Origin of the sequence: Aeromonas enteropelogenes, assembly GCF_020097295.1 — a bacterium.
GTDB lineage: Bacteria > Pseudomonadota > Gammaproteobacteria > Enterobacterales > Aeromonadaceae > Aeromonas > Aeromonas enteropelogenes.
In genome coordinates this window covers 434,459-449,248 of record NZ_CP083625.1, presented here as the reverse complement: position 1 = coordinate 449,248, position 14,790 = coordinate 434,459, and the positions used below count along the sequence as shown (strand labels likewise).

The 14,790-nt window shown below is 58.0% G+C and carries 12 protein-coding genes and 2 tRNA genes; all 14 read left to right on the top strand.

The features are described 5' to 3' along the window. Positions 1 to 33 precede the first annotated feature (33 nt). Complete coding sequence (gene ftsH, locus LA321_RS02045) at positions 34 to 1,983, top strand: ATP-dependent zinc metalloprotease FtsH (protein ID WP_026455728.1); 1,950 nt, start codon at positions 34 to 36, stop codon at positions 1,981 to 1,983. Between the two features lie 60 nt (positions 1,984 to 2,043). Then, entirely contained in the window at positions 2,044 to 2,889 is an 846-nt protein-coding gene (gene folP / locus LA321_RS02040) for a dihydropteroate synthase (RefSeq protein WP_042073282.1), read from the top strand. A 17-nt stretch (positions 2,890 to 2,906) separates the two neighbouring features. Then, entirely contained in the window at positions 2,907 to 4,241 is a 1,335-nt protein-coding gene (gene glmM / locus LA321_RS02035; protein WP_026455730.1) for a phosphoglucosamine mutase, read from the top strand. Between the two features lie 131 nt (positions 4,242 to 4,372). Continuing rightward, a complete protein-coding gene (gene tpiA / locus LA321_RS02030) occupies positions 4,373 to 5,137 on the top strand; it encodes a triose-phosphate isomerase (RefSeq protein WP_042073281.1) in 765 nt (254 codons plus the stop codon). Further along, entirely contained in the window at positions 5,138 to 5,464 is a 327-nt protein-coding gene (secG, locus tag LA321_RS02025; protein ID WP_026455732.1) for a preprotein translocase subunit SecG, read from the top strand. A gap of 7 nt (positions 5,465 to 5,471) precedes the next feature. Then, positions 5,472 to 5,556: transfer RNA gene (locus LA321_RS02020), tRNA-Leu, on the top strand. Positions 5,557 to 5,648: 92 nt separating this feature from the next. Further along, positions 5,649 to 5,725, top strand: a tRNA-Met gene (locus LA321_RS02015). A gap of 166 nt (positions 5,726 to 5,891) precedes the next feature. Next, a complete protein-coding gene (gene rimP, locus LA321_RS02010) occupies positions 5,892 to 6,350 on the top strand; it encodes a ribosome maturation factor RimP (RefSeq protein WP_026455733.1) in 459 nt (152 codons plus the stop codon). 14 nt (positions 6,351 to 6,364) lie between these two features. Then, positions 6,365 to 7,867 (top strand): transcription termination factor NusA, encoded by a 1,503-nt coding sequence (nusA, locus tag LA321_RS02005; RefSeq protein WP_026455734.1) that lies wholly within the window; start codon positions 6,365 to 6,367, stop codon positions 7,865 to 7,867. Between the two features lie 20 nt (positions 7,868 to 7,887). After that, positions 7,888 to 10,590, top strand: a complete 2,703-nt coding sequence (gene infB / locus LA321_RS02000) for a translation initiation factor IF-2 (protein ID WP_042073280.1) — start codon at positions 7,888 to 7,890, stop codon at positions 10,588 to 10,590. A 55-nt stretch (positions 10,591 to 10,645) separates the two neighbouring features. Then, complete coding sequence (rbfA, locus tag LA321_RS01995) at positions 10,646 to 11,080, top strand: 30S ribosome-binding factor RbfA (RefSeq protein ID WP_042028100.1); 435 nt, start codon at positions 10,646 to 10,648, stop codon at positions 11,078 to 11,080. 1 nt (position 11,081) lies between these two features. Beyond that, complete coding sequence (truB, locus tag LA321_RS01990; protein WP_026455737.1) at positions 11,082 to 12,032, top strand: tRNA pseudouridine(55) synthase TruB; 951 nt, start codon at positions 11,082 to 11,084, stop codon at positions 12,030 to 12,032. 143 nt (positions 12,033 to 12,175) lie between these two features. Next, on the top strand, positions 12,176 to 12,445 hold the full coding sequence (gene rpsO, locus LA321_RS01985) for a 30S ribosomal protein S15 (protein WP_026455738.1): 270 nt from the start codon (positions 12,176 to 12,178) through the stop codon (positions 12,443 to 12,445). Positions 12,446 to 12,613: 168 nt separating this feature from the next. Beyond that, positions 12,614 to 14,761 carry a polyribonucleotide nucleotidyltransferase gene (pnp, locus tag LA321_RS01980; protein WP_042073278.1) on the top strand — a complete coding sequence of 716 codons (2,148 nt, stop codon included), beginning with the start codon at positions 12,614 to 12,616 and terminating at the stop codon, positions 14,759 to 14,761. Positions 14,762 to 14,790: the final 29 nt, after the last annotated feature.

Genomic DNA, 14,790 nt, shown 5'->3' with positions numbered 1-14,790 from the left:
CATCGTTAACTGTCAGTCTGCGAGGTTACTGATTTGAGTGACATGGCGAAAAACTTAATCCTGTGGCTGGTCATCGCCGTCGTGTTGATGTCGGTGTTCAATAGCTTCAGCCCCAGCGATACCACCAGTCGCCAGCTGGACTATTCCAGCTTCGTTAAAGAGGTGACCCAAGAGCAGATCCGTGAAGTTCGGATGGACGGCAAGGTCATTAACGGCGTCAAACGGACTGGTGAACGTTTCACCACCATCATTCCTGCGCCGGATCCCCAGCTGCTCAACGACATGCTCAACCATAACGTAAAAGTCATGGGCGAGAAGCCGGAAGAGCCGTCTCTGCTGACCTCCATCTTCATCTCCTGGTTCCCGATGCTGCTGCTGATCGGTGTCTGGGTCTTCTTTATGCGTCAGATGCAGGGCGGCGGTGGCAAAGGTGCCATGTCGTTTGGCAAGAGCAAGGCTCGCCTTATGAGTGAAGATCAGATCAAGACCACCTTCGCCGACGTCGCCGGTTGCGATGAAGCCAAGGAAGAGGTCAAGGAGCTGGTCGACTACCTGCGCGACCCGAGCAAATTCCAGAAACTGGGTGGCAAGATCCCGACTGGCGTACTGCTGGTAGGTCCTCCCGGTACCGGTAAGACTTTGCTGGCCAAGGCCATTGCCGGTGAAGCCAAGGTGCCGTTCTTTACCATTTCCGGTTCCGATTTCGTCGAGATGTTCGTGGGTGTGGGCGCCTCCCGGGTACGTGACATGTTCGAGCAGGCCAAGAAATCCTCTCCCTGCATCATCTTTATCGATGAGATCGATGCTGTCGGCCGCCAGCGTGGCGCCGGTCTGGGTGGTGGTCACGACGAACGTGAGCAGACCCTGAACCAAATGCTGGTCGAAATGGATGGTTTCGAAGGTAATGAAGGCATTATCGTCATCGCCGCCACCAACCGTCCTGATGTGCTGGATCCGGCCTTGTTGCGTCCTGGTCGTTTCGATCGCCAGGTGGTGGTCGGTCTGCCGGATGTCCGTGGTCGTGAACAGATCCTGAAAGTACACATGCGCAAGGTGCCGTTGGCCGATGACGTCAACGCAGCCCTGATTGCCCGTGGTACACCCGGTTTCTCCGGTGCCGATTTGGCCAACCTGGTCAACGAAGCGGCCCTGTTCTCCGCTCGTGAGAGCCGCCGCGTGGTCTCCATGGCCGAGTTCGAGAAGGCGAAGGACAAGATCATGATGGGGGCGGAACGTCGCTCCATGGTGATGAAAGAGTCCGAGAAGGAGATGACCGCCTATCACGAAGCGGGTCACGCCATCATCGGGCGTCTGGTCCCGGATCATGACCCTGTATACAAGGTCTCTATTATTCCCCGTGGTCGTGCGCTGGGTGTGACCATGTATCTGCCGGAGCAGGATCGCTGGAGCCACTCCAAGCAGCATCTGGAGTCCATGATCTCCAGTTTGTACGGTGGTCGTCTGGCAGAAGAACTGATTTACGGTGCCGAGAAGGTATCGACTGGTGCCTCCAACGACATCGAGCGAGCCACAGACATCGCCCGCAAGATGGTGACCCAGTGGGGTATGTCCGAGCGTCTCGGTCCCATGCTCTATGCGGAAGAGGATGGTGAAGTATTCCTCGGTCGCAGCATGGCCAAGGCCAAGCATATGTCCGACGATACGGCCCGTATCATCGATGCCGAAGTAAAGCAGGTGATCGATCGCAACTACGACCGTGCCAAGCAGATCCTGCTGGACAACATGGACGTGTTGCACAGCATGAAAGATGCGCTGATGAAGTACGAAACTATCGACGCCAAGCAGATCGACGATCTGATGGCCCGTCGCGAAGTCCGTGCCCCCAGCAACTGGCATGATGAGCACGGTGATACACCGCAGGGTGGTTCGACTGTTGCTGCTGAGCCCAAACCGGCTGCAGCCGCGACGGAACCGGTGGCGGATGTCGATATCGACAAGGCCAACGATCTCCCGGCTAAATAATCGTAACTTTCCAAACCCCGGGCTTGCCCGGGGTTTTTCTTTATCCAGACGGAAATGAAGATGCAGTTAATCAGCAAGGGGCTCAGCCTCTCCCTCGATCGTCCTCATGTCATGGGGATCCTCAATGTGACGCCGGACTCCTTCTCCGATGGTGGCAATTTCACCCAGCTTGAGCGCGCGATGACCCACGCTCGCCAGATGGTGGCCGACGGCGCGACCCTGATCGATATCGGTGGTGAATCGACCCGGCCAGGTGCCCCTGATGTAAGCGAACAGGAAGAGCTGGATAGGGTTATCCCCATCGTCGAGCGATTGGTGCGCGAGCTGGACGTGATGATCTCCCTCGACACATCCAAGGCGGCGGTCATGCGGGAGGGCTGCGCGGCGGGGGCCCATCTTATCAACGACGTACGAGCCCTGCTCGAACCAGGGGCACTGGCTGCGGCCGCCGCTGCTGACGTCCCTGTGTGTCTGATGCACATGCAGGGGCAACCGAGAACCATGCAGGCCGAGCCCCATTACGACGATCTGTTAGGGGATGTGAGGGCCTTCTTTGACGAGCGGATCGCCGCCTGTTTGACGGCTGGCATCGCTCGTGAACAGCTGCTGCTGGACCCTGGCTACGGTTTTGGCAAGACCCTTGCGCACAACTATCAGCTGCTGGCACAGCAGGAGTCATTGCTCGATTACCAGCTGCCGCTCTTGGTCGGGATGTCGCGAAAGTCTATGATAGGCAACCTGCTCGGTCGCCCGGTTGATGAACGGCTGGCCGGCAGCCTGGCCTGTGCCCTTATCGGGATGCAGCGTGGTGCCCGGATCATCCGGGTGCACGACGTGCGAGCGACCATGGATGCTCTGCGCACCGGCTGGATGGTCATGACGGGACAAGATTTCATATCCAAATAAAAAAACGAGAACAGACAATGGCAAGAAAGTATTTCGGTACCGATGGGGTACGCGGCAAGGTGGGTGAGTACCCGATCACTCCGGATTTCGTAATGAAGCTGGGTTGGGCTGCGGGCAAGGTGCTCTCCAAGAAGGGTACCCGCAAGGTGCTGATCGGCAAGGATACCCGCATCTCAGGCTACATGCTGGAGTCGGCCCTGGAGGCAGGCCTCTCTGCCGCAGGCCTCAAGGCCATTCTGATGGGCCCCATGCCCACGCCGGCTGTGGCCTATTTGACCCGTACCTTCCGTGCTGAAGCCGGTATCGTCATCAGTGCCTCACACAATCCCTTCTATGACAATGGCATCAAGTTCTTCTCTGCCGATGGCACCAAGTTGCCCGACGAGGTCGAGATGGCCATCGAGGCCGAGTTGGATCATGAGCTCAAGTGCGTTGACTCTGCCGAGCTGGGCAAGGCTGTTCGCATCGATGATGCCGCTGGCCGTTATATCGAGTTTTGCAAGAGCACCTTCCCCTCTCATATGAACCTGGAAGGGCTGAAAATGGTGGTTGATTGCGGCCACGGTGCCACCTACCACATCGCCCCTTCCGTGTTCCGTGAACTGGGAGCAGAAGTGATCACCATGGGGTGTGCGCCGGATGGTCTCAATATTAACGACGGTGTCGGTTCTACCGCCCCTGAGGCGCTGGTCGCCAAGGTGCTGGAGTGCAAGGCCGATCTCGGGGTGGCATTTGATGGGGATGGCGACCGTCTGATCATGGTTGACCATACCGGCTATCTCATCGACGGTGATGAAATTCTCTATATCATCGCGCGTGATGCACTGCGCAACGGTCGACTCAAGGGCGGAGTTGTTGGAACCCTGATGGCCAACATGGGGCTGGAGCTGGCGTTGCAGACGCTTGGCATCCCGTTTGCCCGTGCCAAGGTGGGTGACCGTTACGTTCTCGAGATGATGGAAGAGAAGGGGTGGCGGATCGGTGGCGAAAATTCCGGTCACATCATCTGCCTGGACCAGACCACCACCGGGGATGGCATTGTTGCCGCCCTGCAGGTACTCACCGCCATGCGCAGCGCCGAGATGCCGCTGGCCAAGTTGCGCTCAGGGATGAACAAGTTCCCGCAGGTGCTGGTGAATGTTCGCTTTGCCGAGGGCAAGGATCCGCTCTCTGCCGATGCGGTCAAGCAGGAGGTGGCAAAGGTGGAGCAGGAGCTGGCCGGTCGTGGCCGCGTGCTGCTGCGCAAATCCGGCACCGAGCCCTTGATCCGGGTGATGGTGGAAGGTGAGCATGAACAGCAGGTTCATGACATGGCACAGCGTATTGCCAAGCAGGTTGAATCGGCGCTTTAATGAGCATTCAGGGCGACTTTTTAGTCGCCCTGGTTGTATCTTGTTCAATCGATTCAAAAAATTGAAAATAGCACTTGTCAGCTGACAATCCTCTGGATATTATCAGCCCCGCTTTCGCAAGGGAGTTGCCGATGGGACATCGCAAGCCGTTTGTAGCAGCCAACTGGAAGTTACACGGTAGTAGGTCGCAGTTAGAGCAGTTTACAAGTCAATGCCTGAAGGGTGTTGGTGATGATGTAGATGTTGTTTTCTGTCCGTCCCATGTGCATCTCGACTTTGCCGCATCACTGCTCGGTGAGCAGGTGGCGATAAAGTTGGGGGCTCAGAATGTGAGTCAGCACACAGCAGGCGCTTACACGGGAGAAGTTTCGTGTCAGATGCTGGTTGAGGCAGGATGTCGCTACGTACTGGTAGGGCACTCCGAGCGCAGGCGTCTCTTTGGAGAAACCAGTTTTATCGTCGCAGAGAAGTTTGCGGCTGCCAGAGCGGCAGGGCTTGTTCCAATCCTCTGTTTGGGTGAGTCGGGTGCAGCAAGGCAGGCGAGAAGAACCTTTGAGGTCATCGCGGAAGAGCTGGACATCGTCATAGAGAAAAATGGCGCGATGGCTTTCGATAATGCTATCATCGCCTACGAGCCGATTTGGGCTGTAGGTACAGGTAAATGCGCCACACCCGAGCAGGCACAAGAGGTTCATTCCTTTATACGTGGTCGCTTGGCGGAGGATACTCCGGTAATAGGTGAGAAAGTTAGAATCATCTATGGTGGGAGCGTGACGCCAGCCAATGCGAGAGATTTGTTTGCCCAGCACGATGTAGACGGTGGTCTTATTGGTGGTGCAAGTCTCGATAGCGATGCGTTTTTAGGAATTGTTGAAGCGGCAAAGGGTGCAAGTTAAATGTACGAGATTCTTTTGGTCGTTTATCTGCTGGTGTCACTGGCTCTGATTGGTCTGGTGATGATTCAGCAAGGTAAAGGGGCTGACATGGGCGCCTCCTTCGGCGCAGGGGCATCAAACACAGTGTTTGGCTCCAGTGGTTCAGGCAACTTCCTGACCCGAACAACAGCGATTTTGGCTACTCTGTTCTTCGTAATTAGCCTGGTGCTTGGATCCATGTCCACTCACAAGGTAAAACAGGGTAGCGAATGGGAAAATCTGCAACAGACCCAACAGGTTGAGCAGAACAAAGCGCCAGTGAAGAAAGATACTGACGTTCCCGAGTAAGAGTTTTGCCGTGGTGGTGGAATTGGTAGACACGCTATCTTGAGGGGGTAGTGCTCTAGGGTGTGCGGGTTCGAGTCCCGCCCACGGCACCAATTAAGCAGTAAGCCCGGGTAACTGGGTGTGTTATAGCCAGTCAGTCTTGTTTCATCGGAGTGATATGGCTATAATCTCGCACGATTTCGGACGCGGGGTGGAGCAGCATGGTAGCTCGTCGGGCTCATAACCCGAAGGTCGTCGGTTCAAATCCGGCCCCCGCAACCAAATTTCACGCATTTCCTACGCTCAGGAAGGCGGTCGCTGCGAGGCGACAATCAGGGTAAAGCGCCAAGCCCCGATTTGATATCGGGGCTTTTTGTTATGTGCAATTTACTCTGAATGGATCTCTATCTGGGCTTTATGCCCTTTTTTTGTTTTTCGGAGGGTGACTTTGGCTACGTTGGAACAACGTTTGACCGATATGCTCGAGGCGCCGGTCGTTGCCTTGGGCTTTGAACTTTGGGGTATCGAGTTTATCCGTGCGGGTAAACACTCCACCCTGCGCGTCTACATTGATGGCGAGCAGGGCGTGACCGTCGAGAACTGTGCTGAGGTCAGCCATCAGGTTGGCGCCATCATGGATGTCGAAGATCCCATCACCGAGGAGTATTACCTCGAGGTATCTTCCCCGGGTCTGGATCGCCCGCTGTTCAAGGTTGCCCAGTTCGAAAAATACGTTGGCCAAGAGGCGGCGGTAACGCTTCGGATGGCAACAAACAACCGCCGCAAGTTCAAAGGCGTAATCAAAGCCGTACAGGGCGACATGATCACCCTGACGGTAGATGGTAAGGACGAAGTGTTGGCTTTCACCAATATCCAAAAAGCGAACATAGTGCCGAACTTTGGTTAACGAGGCTATCGGATATGAATAAAGAGATTTTGCTGGTCGTTGACGCAGTATCCAACGAGAAAGCGGTACCCCGCGAAAAGATCTTCCAGGCGTTGGAAACTGCCTTGGCGACTGCGACCAAGAAAAAATATGAAGGCGAGATTGAGGTTCGTGTCGAGATCGATCGCAAGACCGGCGATTACGATACCTTCCGCCGCTGGGTAGTCATCGCGGATCAGGCCGCCATGGAAAACCCCTACGCTGAAATCACTCTGGAAGCGGCGCAGATCGAACAGCCGGACATCCAGATCGGTGAATATGTTGAAGATCAGATCGACTCCGTGACCTTCGACCGCATCACCACCCAGACTGCCAAGCAGGTCATCGTGCAGAAAGTGCGCGAAGCCGAGCGTTCACAAGTCGTTGACCAGTTCAAGGACAAAGAAGGCACCATCATCAGCGGCGTGGTCAAGAAGAGCAACCGCGACAACGTGATCCTGGATCTGGGCAGCAATGCAGAAGCCGTGATCTTCCGCGACGACATGCTGCCGCGCGAAACTTTCCGTCCTGGTGACCGCGTCCGTGGTCTGCTCTACGCAGTGCGTCCGGAAGCCCGTGGCTCCCAGCTGTTTGTCAGCCGCTCCAGCCCGGACTTCCTGAAAGAGCTGTTCCGCATCGAAGTGCCGGAGATCGGTGAAGAGATGATCGAAATCATGGGCGCCGCCCGTGATCCGGGTTCCCGCGCCAAGATCGCGGTGAAGACCAACGATCGTCGCATCGACCCGATCGGTGCCTGCATCGGCATGCGCGGTGCCCGCGTTCAGGCCGTCTCCGCCGAGCTGAGCGGTGAGCGTGCCGACATCGTGCTGTATGATGACAACCCGGCCCAGTACGTGATCAATGCCATGGCGCCCGCCGATGTGGCCTCCATCATCGTCGATGAAGACAACCACACCATGGATATCGCAGTGGAAGCGGCCAACCTGGCCCAGGCCATCGGCCGTAACGGTCAGAACGTGCGTCTGGCATCCCAGCTGACCGGTTGGGAGCTGAATGTGATGACCGTTGAAGACATGCGTGCCAAGCACCAGGCCGAGAACGACCGCATCATGAACCTGTTCACCAGTACTCTGGACATCGATGACGATTTCGCCAGCCTGCTGATGGAAGAGGGCTTCTCCACTCTGGAAGAGATCGCCTTCGTACCGGTCAACGAGCTGCTGGCCATCGACGGTCTGGATGAAGACATGGTCGAAGAGCTGCGCAAGCGCGCCAAGGATGCCCTGACTACCAAGGCCCTGGCCAAAGAAGAATCTTTCGATGGCGTCGAGCCGTCAGAAGAGCTGCTCAATCTGAACGGTCTGAGCCGTGAAATGGCTTACGCACTGGCGGGCCGTGGCATCGGTACCCTGGAAGATTTGGCAGAGCAAGGCATTGATGACCTTGCCGATATCGAAGGGCTGACTGCCGAGAAGGCCGGTGAGCTCATTATGGCTGCTCGCAACATCTGTTGGTTCGGGGAAGAGCAGTCCGAGTAAGATCAAACGGAGGAAAATGAATGGCAGAAGTATCAGTCAAACAACTTGCCACTGACATCGACACACCGGTTGATCGTCTTCTCCAGCAGTTTGTCGATGCCGGTATCAGCAAGAGCAAGGCCGACGACATGGTTAGCGAGTCTGAGAAGCAGACCCTGCTGGCACACCTGAAGAAACAGCATGGAGGTGACGAGGTCACTGCTCCTGCCCGCATGACCTTGCAGCGCAAGACCAAGAGCACCATCAGTGTTCAGGGGACTGGCGGCAAGAACAAGGAAGTGCAGGTAGAAGTACGCAAGTCTCGCACCTATGTAAGACGCTCGGCGCTGGAAGATGAACAGCGTCAGGCGGAAGCCGAGGAAAAAGCGCGTTTGGAAGCAGAAGAAAAAGCTCGTCGCGAAGCCGAAGAGAAGGCTCGTCTCGACGCTGAAGAGAAGGCTCTCCGTGAGGCTGAGCAGGCTCGTCGTGAAGCTGAGGAAAAGGCGCGGATCGAGGCACAACAAAAGGCTCGACAGGCTCAACAGCCCGCCAAAGCAGCCAGTAGCACAGCTCAGCAAGAGGCAGAAAAGATGGCCAAGCGCGAAGCAGAAGAACTGAAGCGCCAACAGGAACAAACAGCTTTGCAAAAAGCTGAAGAACTCGCCGCGAAGAAAGCCGAAGAGGCTCGTCTCATGGCAGAACAGAATGCAGCCCGCTGGGCTGAAGAAGACGCCGCCCGCGCCAAAGAGAGCAGCGATTATCACGTGACCACCTCCAAGCATGCCCAGGCTGCAGAAGATGAGCTGGATCGCAAGGAAGAGACCAGCCGCCGTACCGCCGCTGCCGCCAAGGGGCCGAAGAAGGCCGGTCGCCGCGACGACGATCGCAATGACCGCAACTCCCGCGATCCGCGCGCTCGTAAAGGCAAGCGTGGCAAGGTTGCTACCCCGAATGCCATGAAGCACGGCTTCAACAAGCCGGCTGCCGCGGTTAACCGCGACGTGGTGATTGGCGAGACCATCACTGTGGCCGAGCTGGCCAACAAGATGGCGGTCAAGGGTGTCGAAGTCATCAAGGTGATGATGAAGATGGGCGCCATGGCTACCATCAACCAGGTTATCGACCAGGAGACTGCTCAGCTGGTCGCCGAGGAGATGGGCCACAAGGTGGTGCTGCGCCGCGAGAACGAGCTGGAAGAGGCAGTACTGTCCGATCGTGACGAGACCTCCGAAGCCAAGCCGCGCGCGCCGGTTGTGACCATCATGGGTCACGTTGACCACGGCAAGACCTCGCTGCTGGACTACATCCGTAAGGCCAAGGTTGCCGCAGGCGAAGCCGGTGGCATTACCCAGCACATCGGTGCTTACCACGTTAAGACCGAAAGCGGCATGATCACCTTCCTGGATACTCCAGGTCACGCAGCGTTTACCTCCATGCGTGCTCGTGGTGCCAAGGCGACTGACATCGTGGTGCTGGTCGTGGCTGCCGATGACGGCGTGATGCCGCAAACTATCGAAGCTATCCAGCACGCCAAGGCGGCCGGTGTGCCGCTGGTTGTTGCGGTCAACAAGATTGACAAGCCGGAAGCGGATCCGGATCGCGTCAAGACCGAGCTGGCCCGTTACGACGTCATGTCCGAAGACTGGGGTGGCGATTGCCAGTTCGTGCACGTCTCCGCCAAGTCCGGCGAAGGTATCGACGATCTGCTGGAAGCCATCCTGATCCAGGCCGAAGTACTGGAGCTGAAAGCCGTGGTTGACGGTATGGCCAACGGTGTAGTCATCGAATCCTTCCTCGACAAGGGTCGTGGTCCGGTTGCTACCGTACTGGTACAGGAAGGTACCCTGCGCCAGGGTGACATCGTGCTGTGCGGTCTCGAATACGGTCGTGTGCGCGCCATGCGTGACGAACTGGGTCGCGAGATCAAAGAGGCCGGTCCGTCCCTGCCAGTGGAAATCCTCGGTCTGTCCGGTGTTCCCTCTGCCGGTGATGAAGCGACCGTGGTGCGTGACGAGAAGAAGGCCCGTGAAGTGGCTCTCTATCGTCAGGGCAAGTTCCGCGAAGTCAAGCTGGCTCGCCAGCAGAAGGCCAAGCTGGAGAACATGTTCGCCAACATGACCGAGGGCGAAGTGTCCGAAGTGAACGTGGTGATCAAGGCCGACGTACAGGGTTCCGTGGAAGCGATCTGCGACGCTCTGGTCAAGCTCTCCACCGACGAAGTGAAGGTGAAGATCGTGGGTTCCGGTGTGGGTGGTATCACCGAGACCGATGCGACCCTGGCTGCCGCTTCCAGCGCCATCCTGGTGGGCTTCAACGTCCGTGCCGACGCCTCTGCGCGCAAGGTCATCGAGGCCGAGAGCCTGGATCTGCGCTACTACTCCGTCATCTATGACCTGATCGACGAAGTGAAGCAGGCCATGAGCGGCATGCTGGCGCCGGAGTACAAGCAGGAGATCATCGGTCTGGCCGAAGTGCGCAGCGTCTTCCGCTCACCGAAGTTTGGCGCCGTTGCCGGCTGTATGGTCACCGAAGGTGTGGTCAAGCGCTCCAACCGTATCCGTGTTCTGCGTGACAACGTGGTTATCTATGAAGGCGAGCTGGAATCCCTGCGTCGCTTCAAGGATGACGTCAACGAGGTTCGCAACGGTTACGAGTGTGGTATCGCGGTCAAGAACTACAACGACGTACGCGAAGGCGACCAGATCGAAGTTTACGAGACCGTTGAAATTCAGCGTACTCTGTAAGCCGAGAGTCAGACAAAATAGGGGGCCGCGGCCCCCTTTTATCGCAGGATAGATTATGGCCAGAGAATTCAGCCGGACCCGTCGGGTCGGGCAGCAGATCCAGCGTGAAATCGCGCTGATCCTGCAGCGTGAGGTGAAAGACCCGCGCATCGGCATGGTGACCGTTTCCGACGTGGAAGTGTCCCGTGACCTCAACTACGCCAAGGTTTATGTCACCTTCTTGCAGCTGGAGAATGACGCCGAGCGCATCAAGGAAGGGCTCAAGGCGCTGACTGAAGCGGCCGGTTACATCCGCAGCCTGCTGGGCAGCGCCATGCGCCTGCGTGTGGTGCCCGAGCTGCGTTTCTTCTACGACCAGACCCTGGTCGAGGGGATGCGTCTCTCCAACCTGGTGACCAATACCATCCGTGAAGACAAGCGTCGCATGGCCGAGTCAGGTCGTGAGGATGACGTGGCCGCTCCGGATGACACGACTGAGGATAAAGCCTGAGATGACCCGAAGACGTCGTTTCAAGGGCCGTGATGTGCACGGCATTCTGTTGCTGGACAAGCCGACCGGCCTGACCTCCAACGATGTGTTGCAGAAGGTAAAGCGGATCTACAACGCCGCCAAGGCCGGCCACACCGGCGCCCTGGATCCCCTGGCGACCGGCATGTTGCCGATTTGCCTGGGCGAGGCCACCAAGTTCTCCCAGTATCTGCTGGATGCGGACAAGCGCTACGAGGTGACTGCCAAGCTGGGCGAGCGCACCAACACCAGCGACTCCGATGGCGAGGTGGTTGCCACCCGTCCGGTGAACGTGGCCGTGGGTACCCTGATTGAGGCGCTGGACCAGTTCCGCGGCCCCATCATGCAGGTGCCGTCCATGTACTCCGCCCTCAAGCATAATGGCCGTCCGCTCTACGAGTATGCCCGCGAGGGGATCGAAATTGAGCGGGAAGCCCGCCCCATCACGATTTTCGAGCTCAAGCTCATCAGCTTCGAAGGGGACGAGGTCAAACTGGAAGTGCACTGCAGCAAAGGCACCTACATCCGCTCTCTGGTCGATGATCTGGGGGAAGTGCTGGGTTGTGGCGCTCATGTCACCCAGCTGCGCCGCACCCAGGTGGCCAGCTATCCGTACGATCGGATGCTGACCCTGGAGCAGCTTGAGTGCATCTTCGAGCAGGCCAAGGCCGAAAGCATTCCGCCGCGCGAGCAGCTGGATCCCCTGTTGCTGCCGATGGACACCGCCGTGGCGTCTCTGCCCGAGGTGAACATGTTGGCCGTAGTGGCGGCCTATGTGAACCAGGGTCAGGCAGTTCAGGTGCCAGGTGCCCCAACCAGCGGTCAGGTTCGCATGACGGTCGGCCCCGAGCGCGAGTTCATCGGTGTCGGCGAAATTGATGATGATGGTCGGGTTGCCCCCAAGCGCCTGGTCCGTTATCACGACGAGGAGTGATCCTCAGGCGGTATCCGTGCTCTTGCCCGTTGCGCGTCTTTATCATTGCGAAAAGGGGCGGGGGCGATTATGATACCGCCCTCATTTCACGGCTGAATTAGAGATTGGCTGTGAACCTTTAAACACTCTACTGGAGTAATACCATGTCTCTAAATGCTGAGATCAAAGCTCAAATCGTTGCCGAGCACGCTCGTGGCGCCAACGACACCGGTTCCCCCGAAGTGCAAGTTGCCCTGCTGACTGCCCAGATCAACCATCTGCAAGGTCACTTCAAGGAGCACTCCAAGGATCACCACGGTCGTCGCGGTCTGCTGCGCATGGTTTCCCAGCGTCGTAAGCTGCTGGACTACCTGAAGCGTAAAGACGTTCAGCGTTACGCTGCTCTGATCGCCAAGCTGGGTCTGCGTCGTTAATCGACCATCAGATTTCGCGAAAAAGGGGAACCGTCAGGTTCCCCTTTTTTTATTCCCTATCAGCGCGTTGCCTGCCTCACAGAATTTGTGTCACCGCTTACCTTTTGCATCGAATCAAGTATACTTGTGCGCGAATTTAAAGAGCCAAATTGTAAAAAGGAAATTCACGTGAATCCTATTGTAAAGTCATTCCAGTACGGTCAACACACCGTCACACTGGAAACCGGTGTGATGGCCCGTCAAGCCACTGCGGCCGTGATGGTCAGCATGGACGATACCTGCGTCTTCGTGACCGTTGTTGGCAAGAAAGAGGCCGATCACGGCCGTGATTTCTTCCCGCTGACCGTCAACTACCAGGAGCGTACCTATGCTGCTGGTCGCATCCCGGGTGGCTTCTTCCGTCGTGAAGGCCGTCCGAGCGAAGGCGAGACCCTGATCTCCCGTCTGATCGACCGTCCTATTCGTCCGCTGTTCCCGGAAGGCTTCCTCAATGAGGTTCAGGTGGTTGCCACCGTCATGTCCGTGAACCCGGCCGTCTCTCCCGACATCGTTGCCATGATCGGTGCCTCCGCGGCACTGGCCATTTCCGGCATCCCGTTCGGCGGCCCGATCGGTGCAGCCCGCGTGGGTTACATGAACGGTCAGTACGTGCTGAACCCGACCACCACCGAACTGCCCCAGAGCGATCTGGATCTGGTGGTTGCCGGTACCGCCAACGCCGTGCTGATGGTGGAATCCGAAGCGGCCATCCTCTCCGAAGAGGTGATGCTGGGTGCCGTGGTGTTCGGTCACGAGCAGATGCAGGCCGTTATCAACGCCATCAACGAATTCGCTGCCGACGTCGGCACCAAGCCGTGGAACTGGACTGCGCCTGCCGTCAACGAAGCGCTGAAAGCCAAGGTTGCCGAGCTGGCCACTGCCGAGCTGGGTGAAGCCTACCGCATCACCGAGAAGGCCGTGCGTTACGAAACCATCGGTGCCATCAAGGCTCGCGTGGTTGAGCAAGTGATCGCTTCCGGCGTGGAAGAAGATGCCAAGAAGATCGGCGAAGAGTTCCACAGCCTGGAAAGCCGCATCGTCCGTGGTCGCGTCGTCCGTGGCGAGCCGCGTATCGATGGTCGCGATCCTGAGATGATCCGCGCCCTGTCCGTCGCCACCGGCGTACTGCCGCGTGCCCACGGCTCCGCCCTGTTCACCCGCGGTGAAACCCAGGCCATGGTCGTTGCGACCCTGGGTACCGAGCGTGACGCCCAGAACATCGACGAGCTGACCGGCAACCGCGCCGATCGCTTCATGCTGCACTACAACTTCCCGCCATACTGCGTCGGTGAGACCGGCATGATGGGTAGCCCCAAGCGTCGTGAAATCGGTCACGGTCGTCTGGCCAAGCGCGGCGTTGCTGCCGTGATGCCTAGCGCCGACGAGTTCCCGTACGTGGTGCGCGTGGTTTCTGAAATCACCGAATCCAACGGCTCCTCCTCCATGGCCTCCGTCTGTGGTTCCTCCCTGGCGCTGATGGATGCCGGTGTGCCGATCAAGGCCTCCGTCGCCGGTATCGCCATGGGTCTGGTGAAGGAAGAAGAAGGTTTCGTCGTGCTGTCCGACATCCTGGGTGACGAAGATCACCTGGGCGACATGGACTTCAAGGTTGCCGGTACCACCGAAGGTGTGACCGCCCTGCAGATGGACATCAAGATCGAAGGCATCACCAAAGAGATCATGGAGATTGCCCTGAAGCAAGCTCGTGGTGCTCGCCTGCACATCCTGAAAGTGATGGACGAAGCCATCCAGGCTCCGCGTGCCGAGATCTCCGATTTCGCCCCGCGCATCCACACCATCAAGATCAACCCAGAGAAGATCAAGGACGTCATCGGCAAGGGTGGTTCCGTGATCCGCGCCCTGACCGAAGAGACCGGCACCAACATCGAGCTGGATGATGACGGTACCGTCCGCATCGCCGCCGTTGACGGTGACGCCGCCAAGGAAGCGATCCGCCGCATCGAGGCCATCACCGCCGAGATCGAAGTGAACCGCATCTACGAAGGCAAGGTGGTACGTCTGGCCGACTTCGGCGCCTTCGTCAACATCCTGCCGGGCAAAGACGGTCTGGTACACATCTCCCAGATCACCGATGCACGCGTGCAGAACGTGGCCGACTACCTGAAGATCGGTGACGTGGTGAAGGTGAAGGTACTGGAAGTGGACCGTCAGGGCCGCGTACGTCTCTCCATCAAGGAAGCGAACGCCCCGACCGAAGCCGCTGCTCCGGCTGCCGATGCCGCTCCGGTCGCTGCCGAAGCGCCTGCTGCAGATTAAGACGCAGTGCTGACCGGGCTTGCCCGGTC

Coding starts and splice junctions, on each gene's coding strand:
- folP (WP_042073282.1), top strand. CDS start 2,044: ATGCAGTTAATCAGCAAGGGGCTCAGCCTCTCCCTCGATCGTCCTCAT.
- glmM (WP_026455730.1), top strand. CDS start 2,907: ATGGCAAGAAAGTATTTCGGTACCGATGGGGTACGCGGCAAGGTGGGT.
- tpiA (WP_042073281.1), top strand. CDS start 4,373: ATGGGACATCGCAAGCCGTTTGTAGCAGCCAACTGGAAGTTACACGGT.
- secG (WP_026455732.1), top strand. CDS start 5,138: ATGTACGAGATTCTTTTGGTCGTTTATCTGCTGGTGTCACTGGCTCTG.
- nusA (WP_026455734.1), top strand. CDS start 6,365: ATGAATAAAGAGATTTTGCTGGTCGTTGACGCAGTATCCAACGAGAAA.
- infB (WP_042073280.1), top strand. CDS start 7,888: ATGGCAGAAGTATCAGTCAAACAACTTGCCACTGACATCGACACACCG.
- rbfA (WP_042028100.1), top strand. CDS start 10,646: ATGGCCAGAGAATTCAGCCGGACCCGTCGGGTCGGGCAGCAGATCCAG.
- truB (WP_026455737.1), top strand. CDS start 11,082: ATGACCCGAAGACGTCGTTTCAAGGGCCGTGATGTGCACGGCATTCTG.
- rpsO (WP_026455738.1), top strand. CDS start 12,176: ATGTCTCTAAATGCTGAGATCAAAGCTCAAATCGTTGCCGAGCACGCT.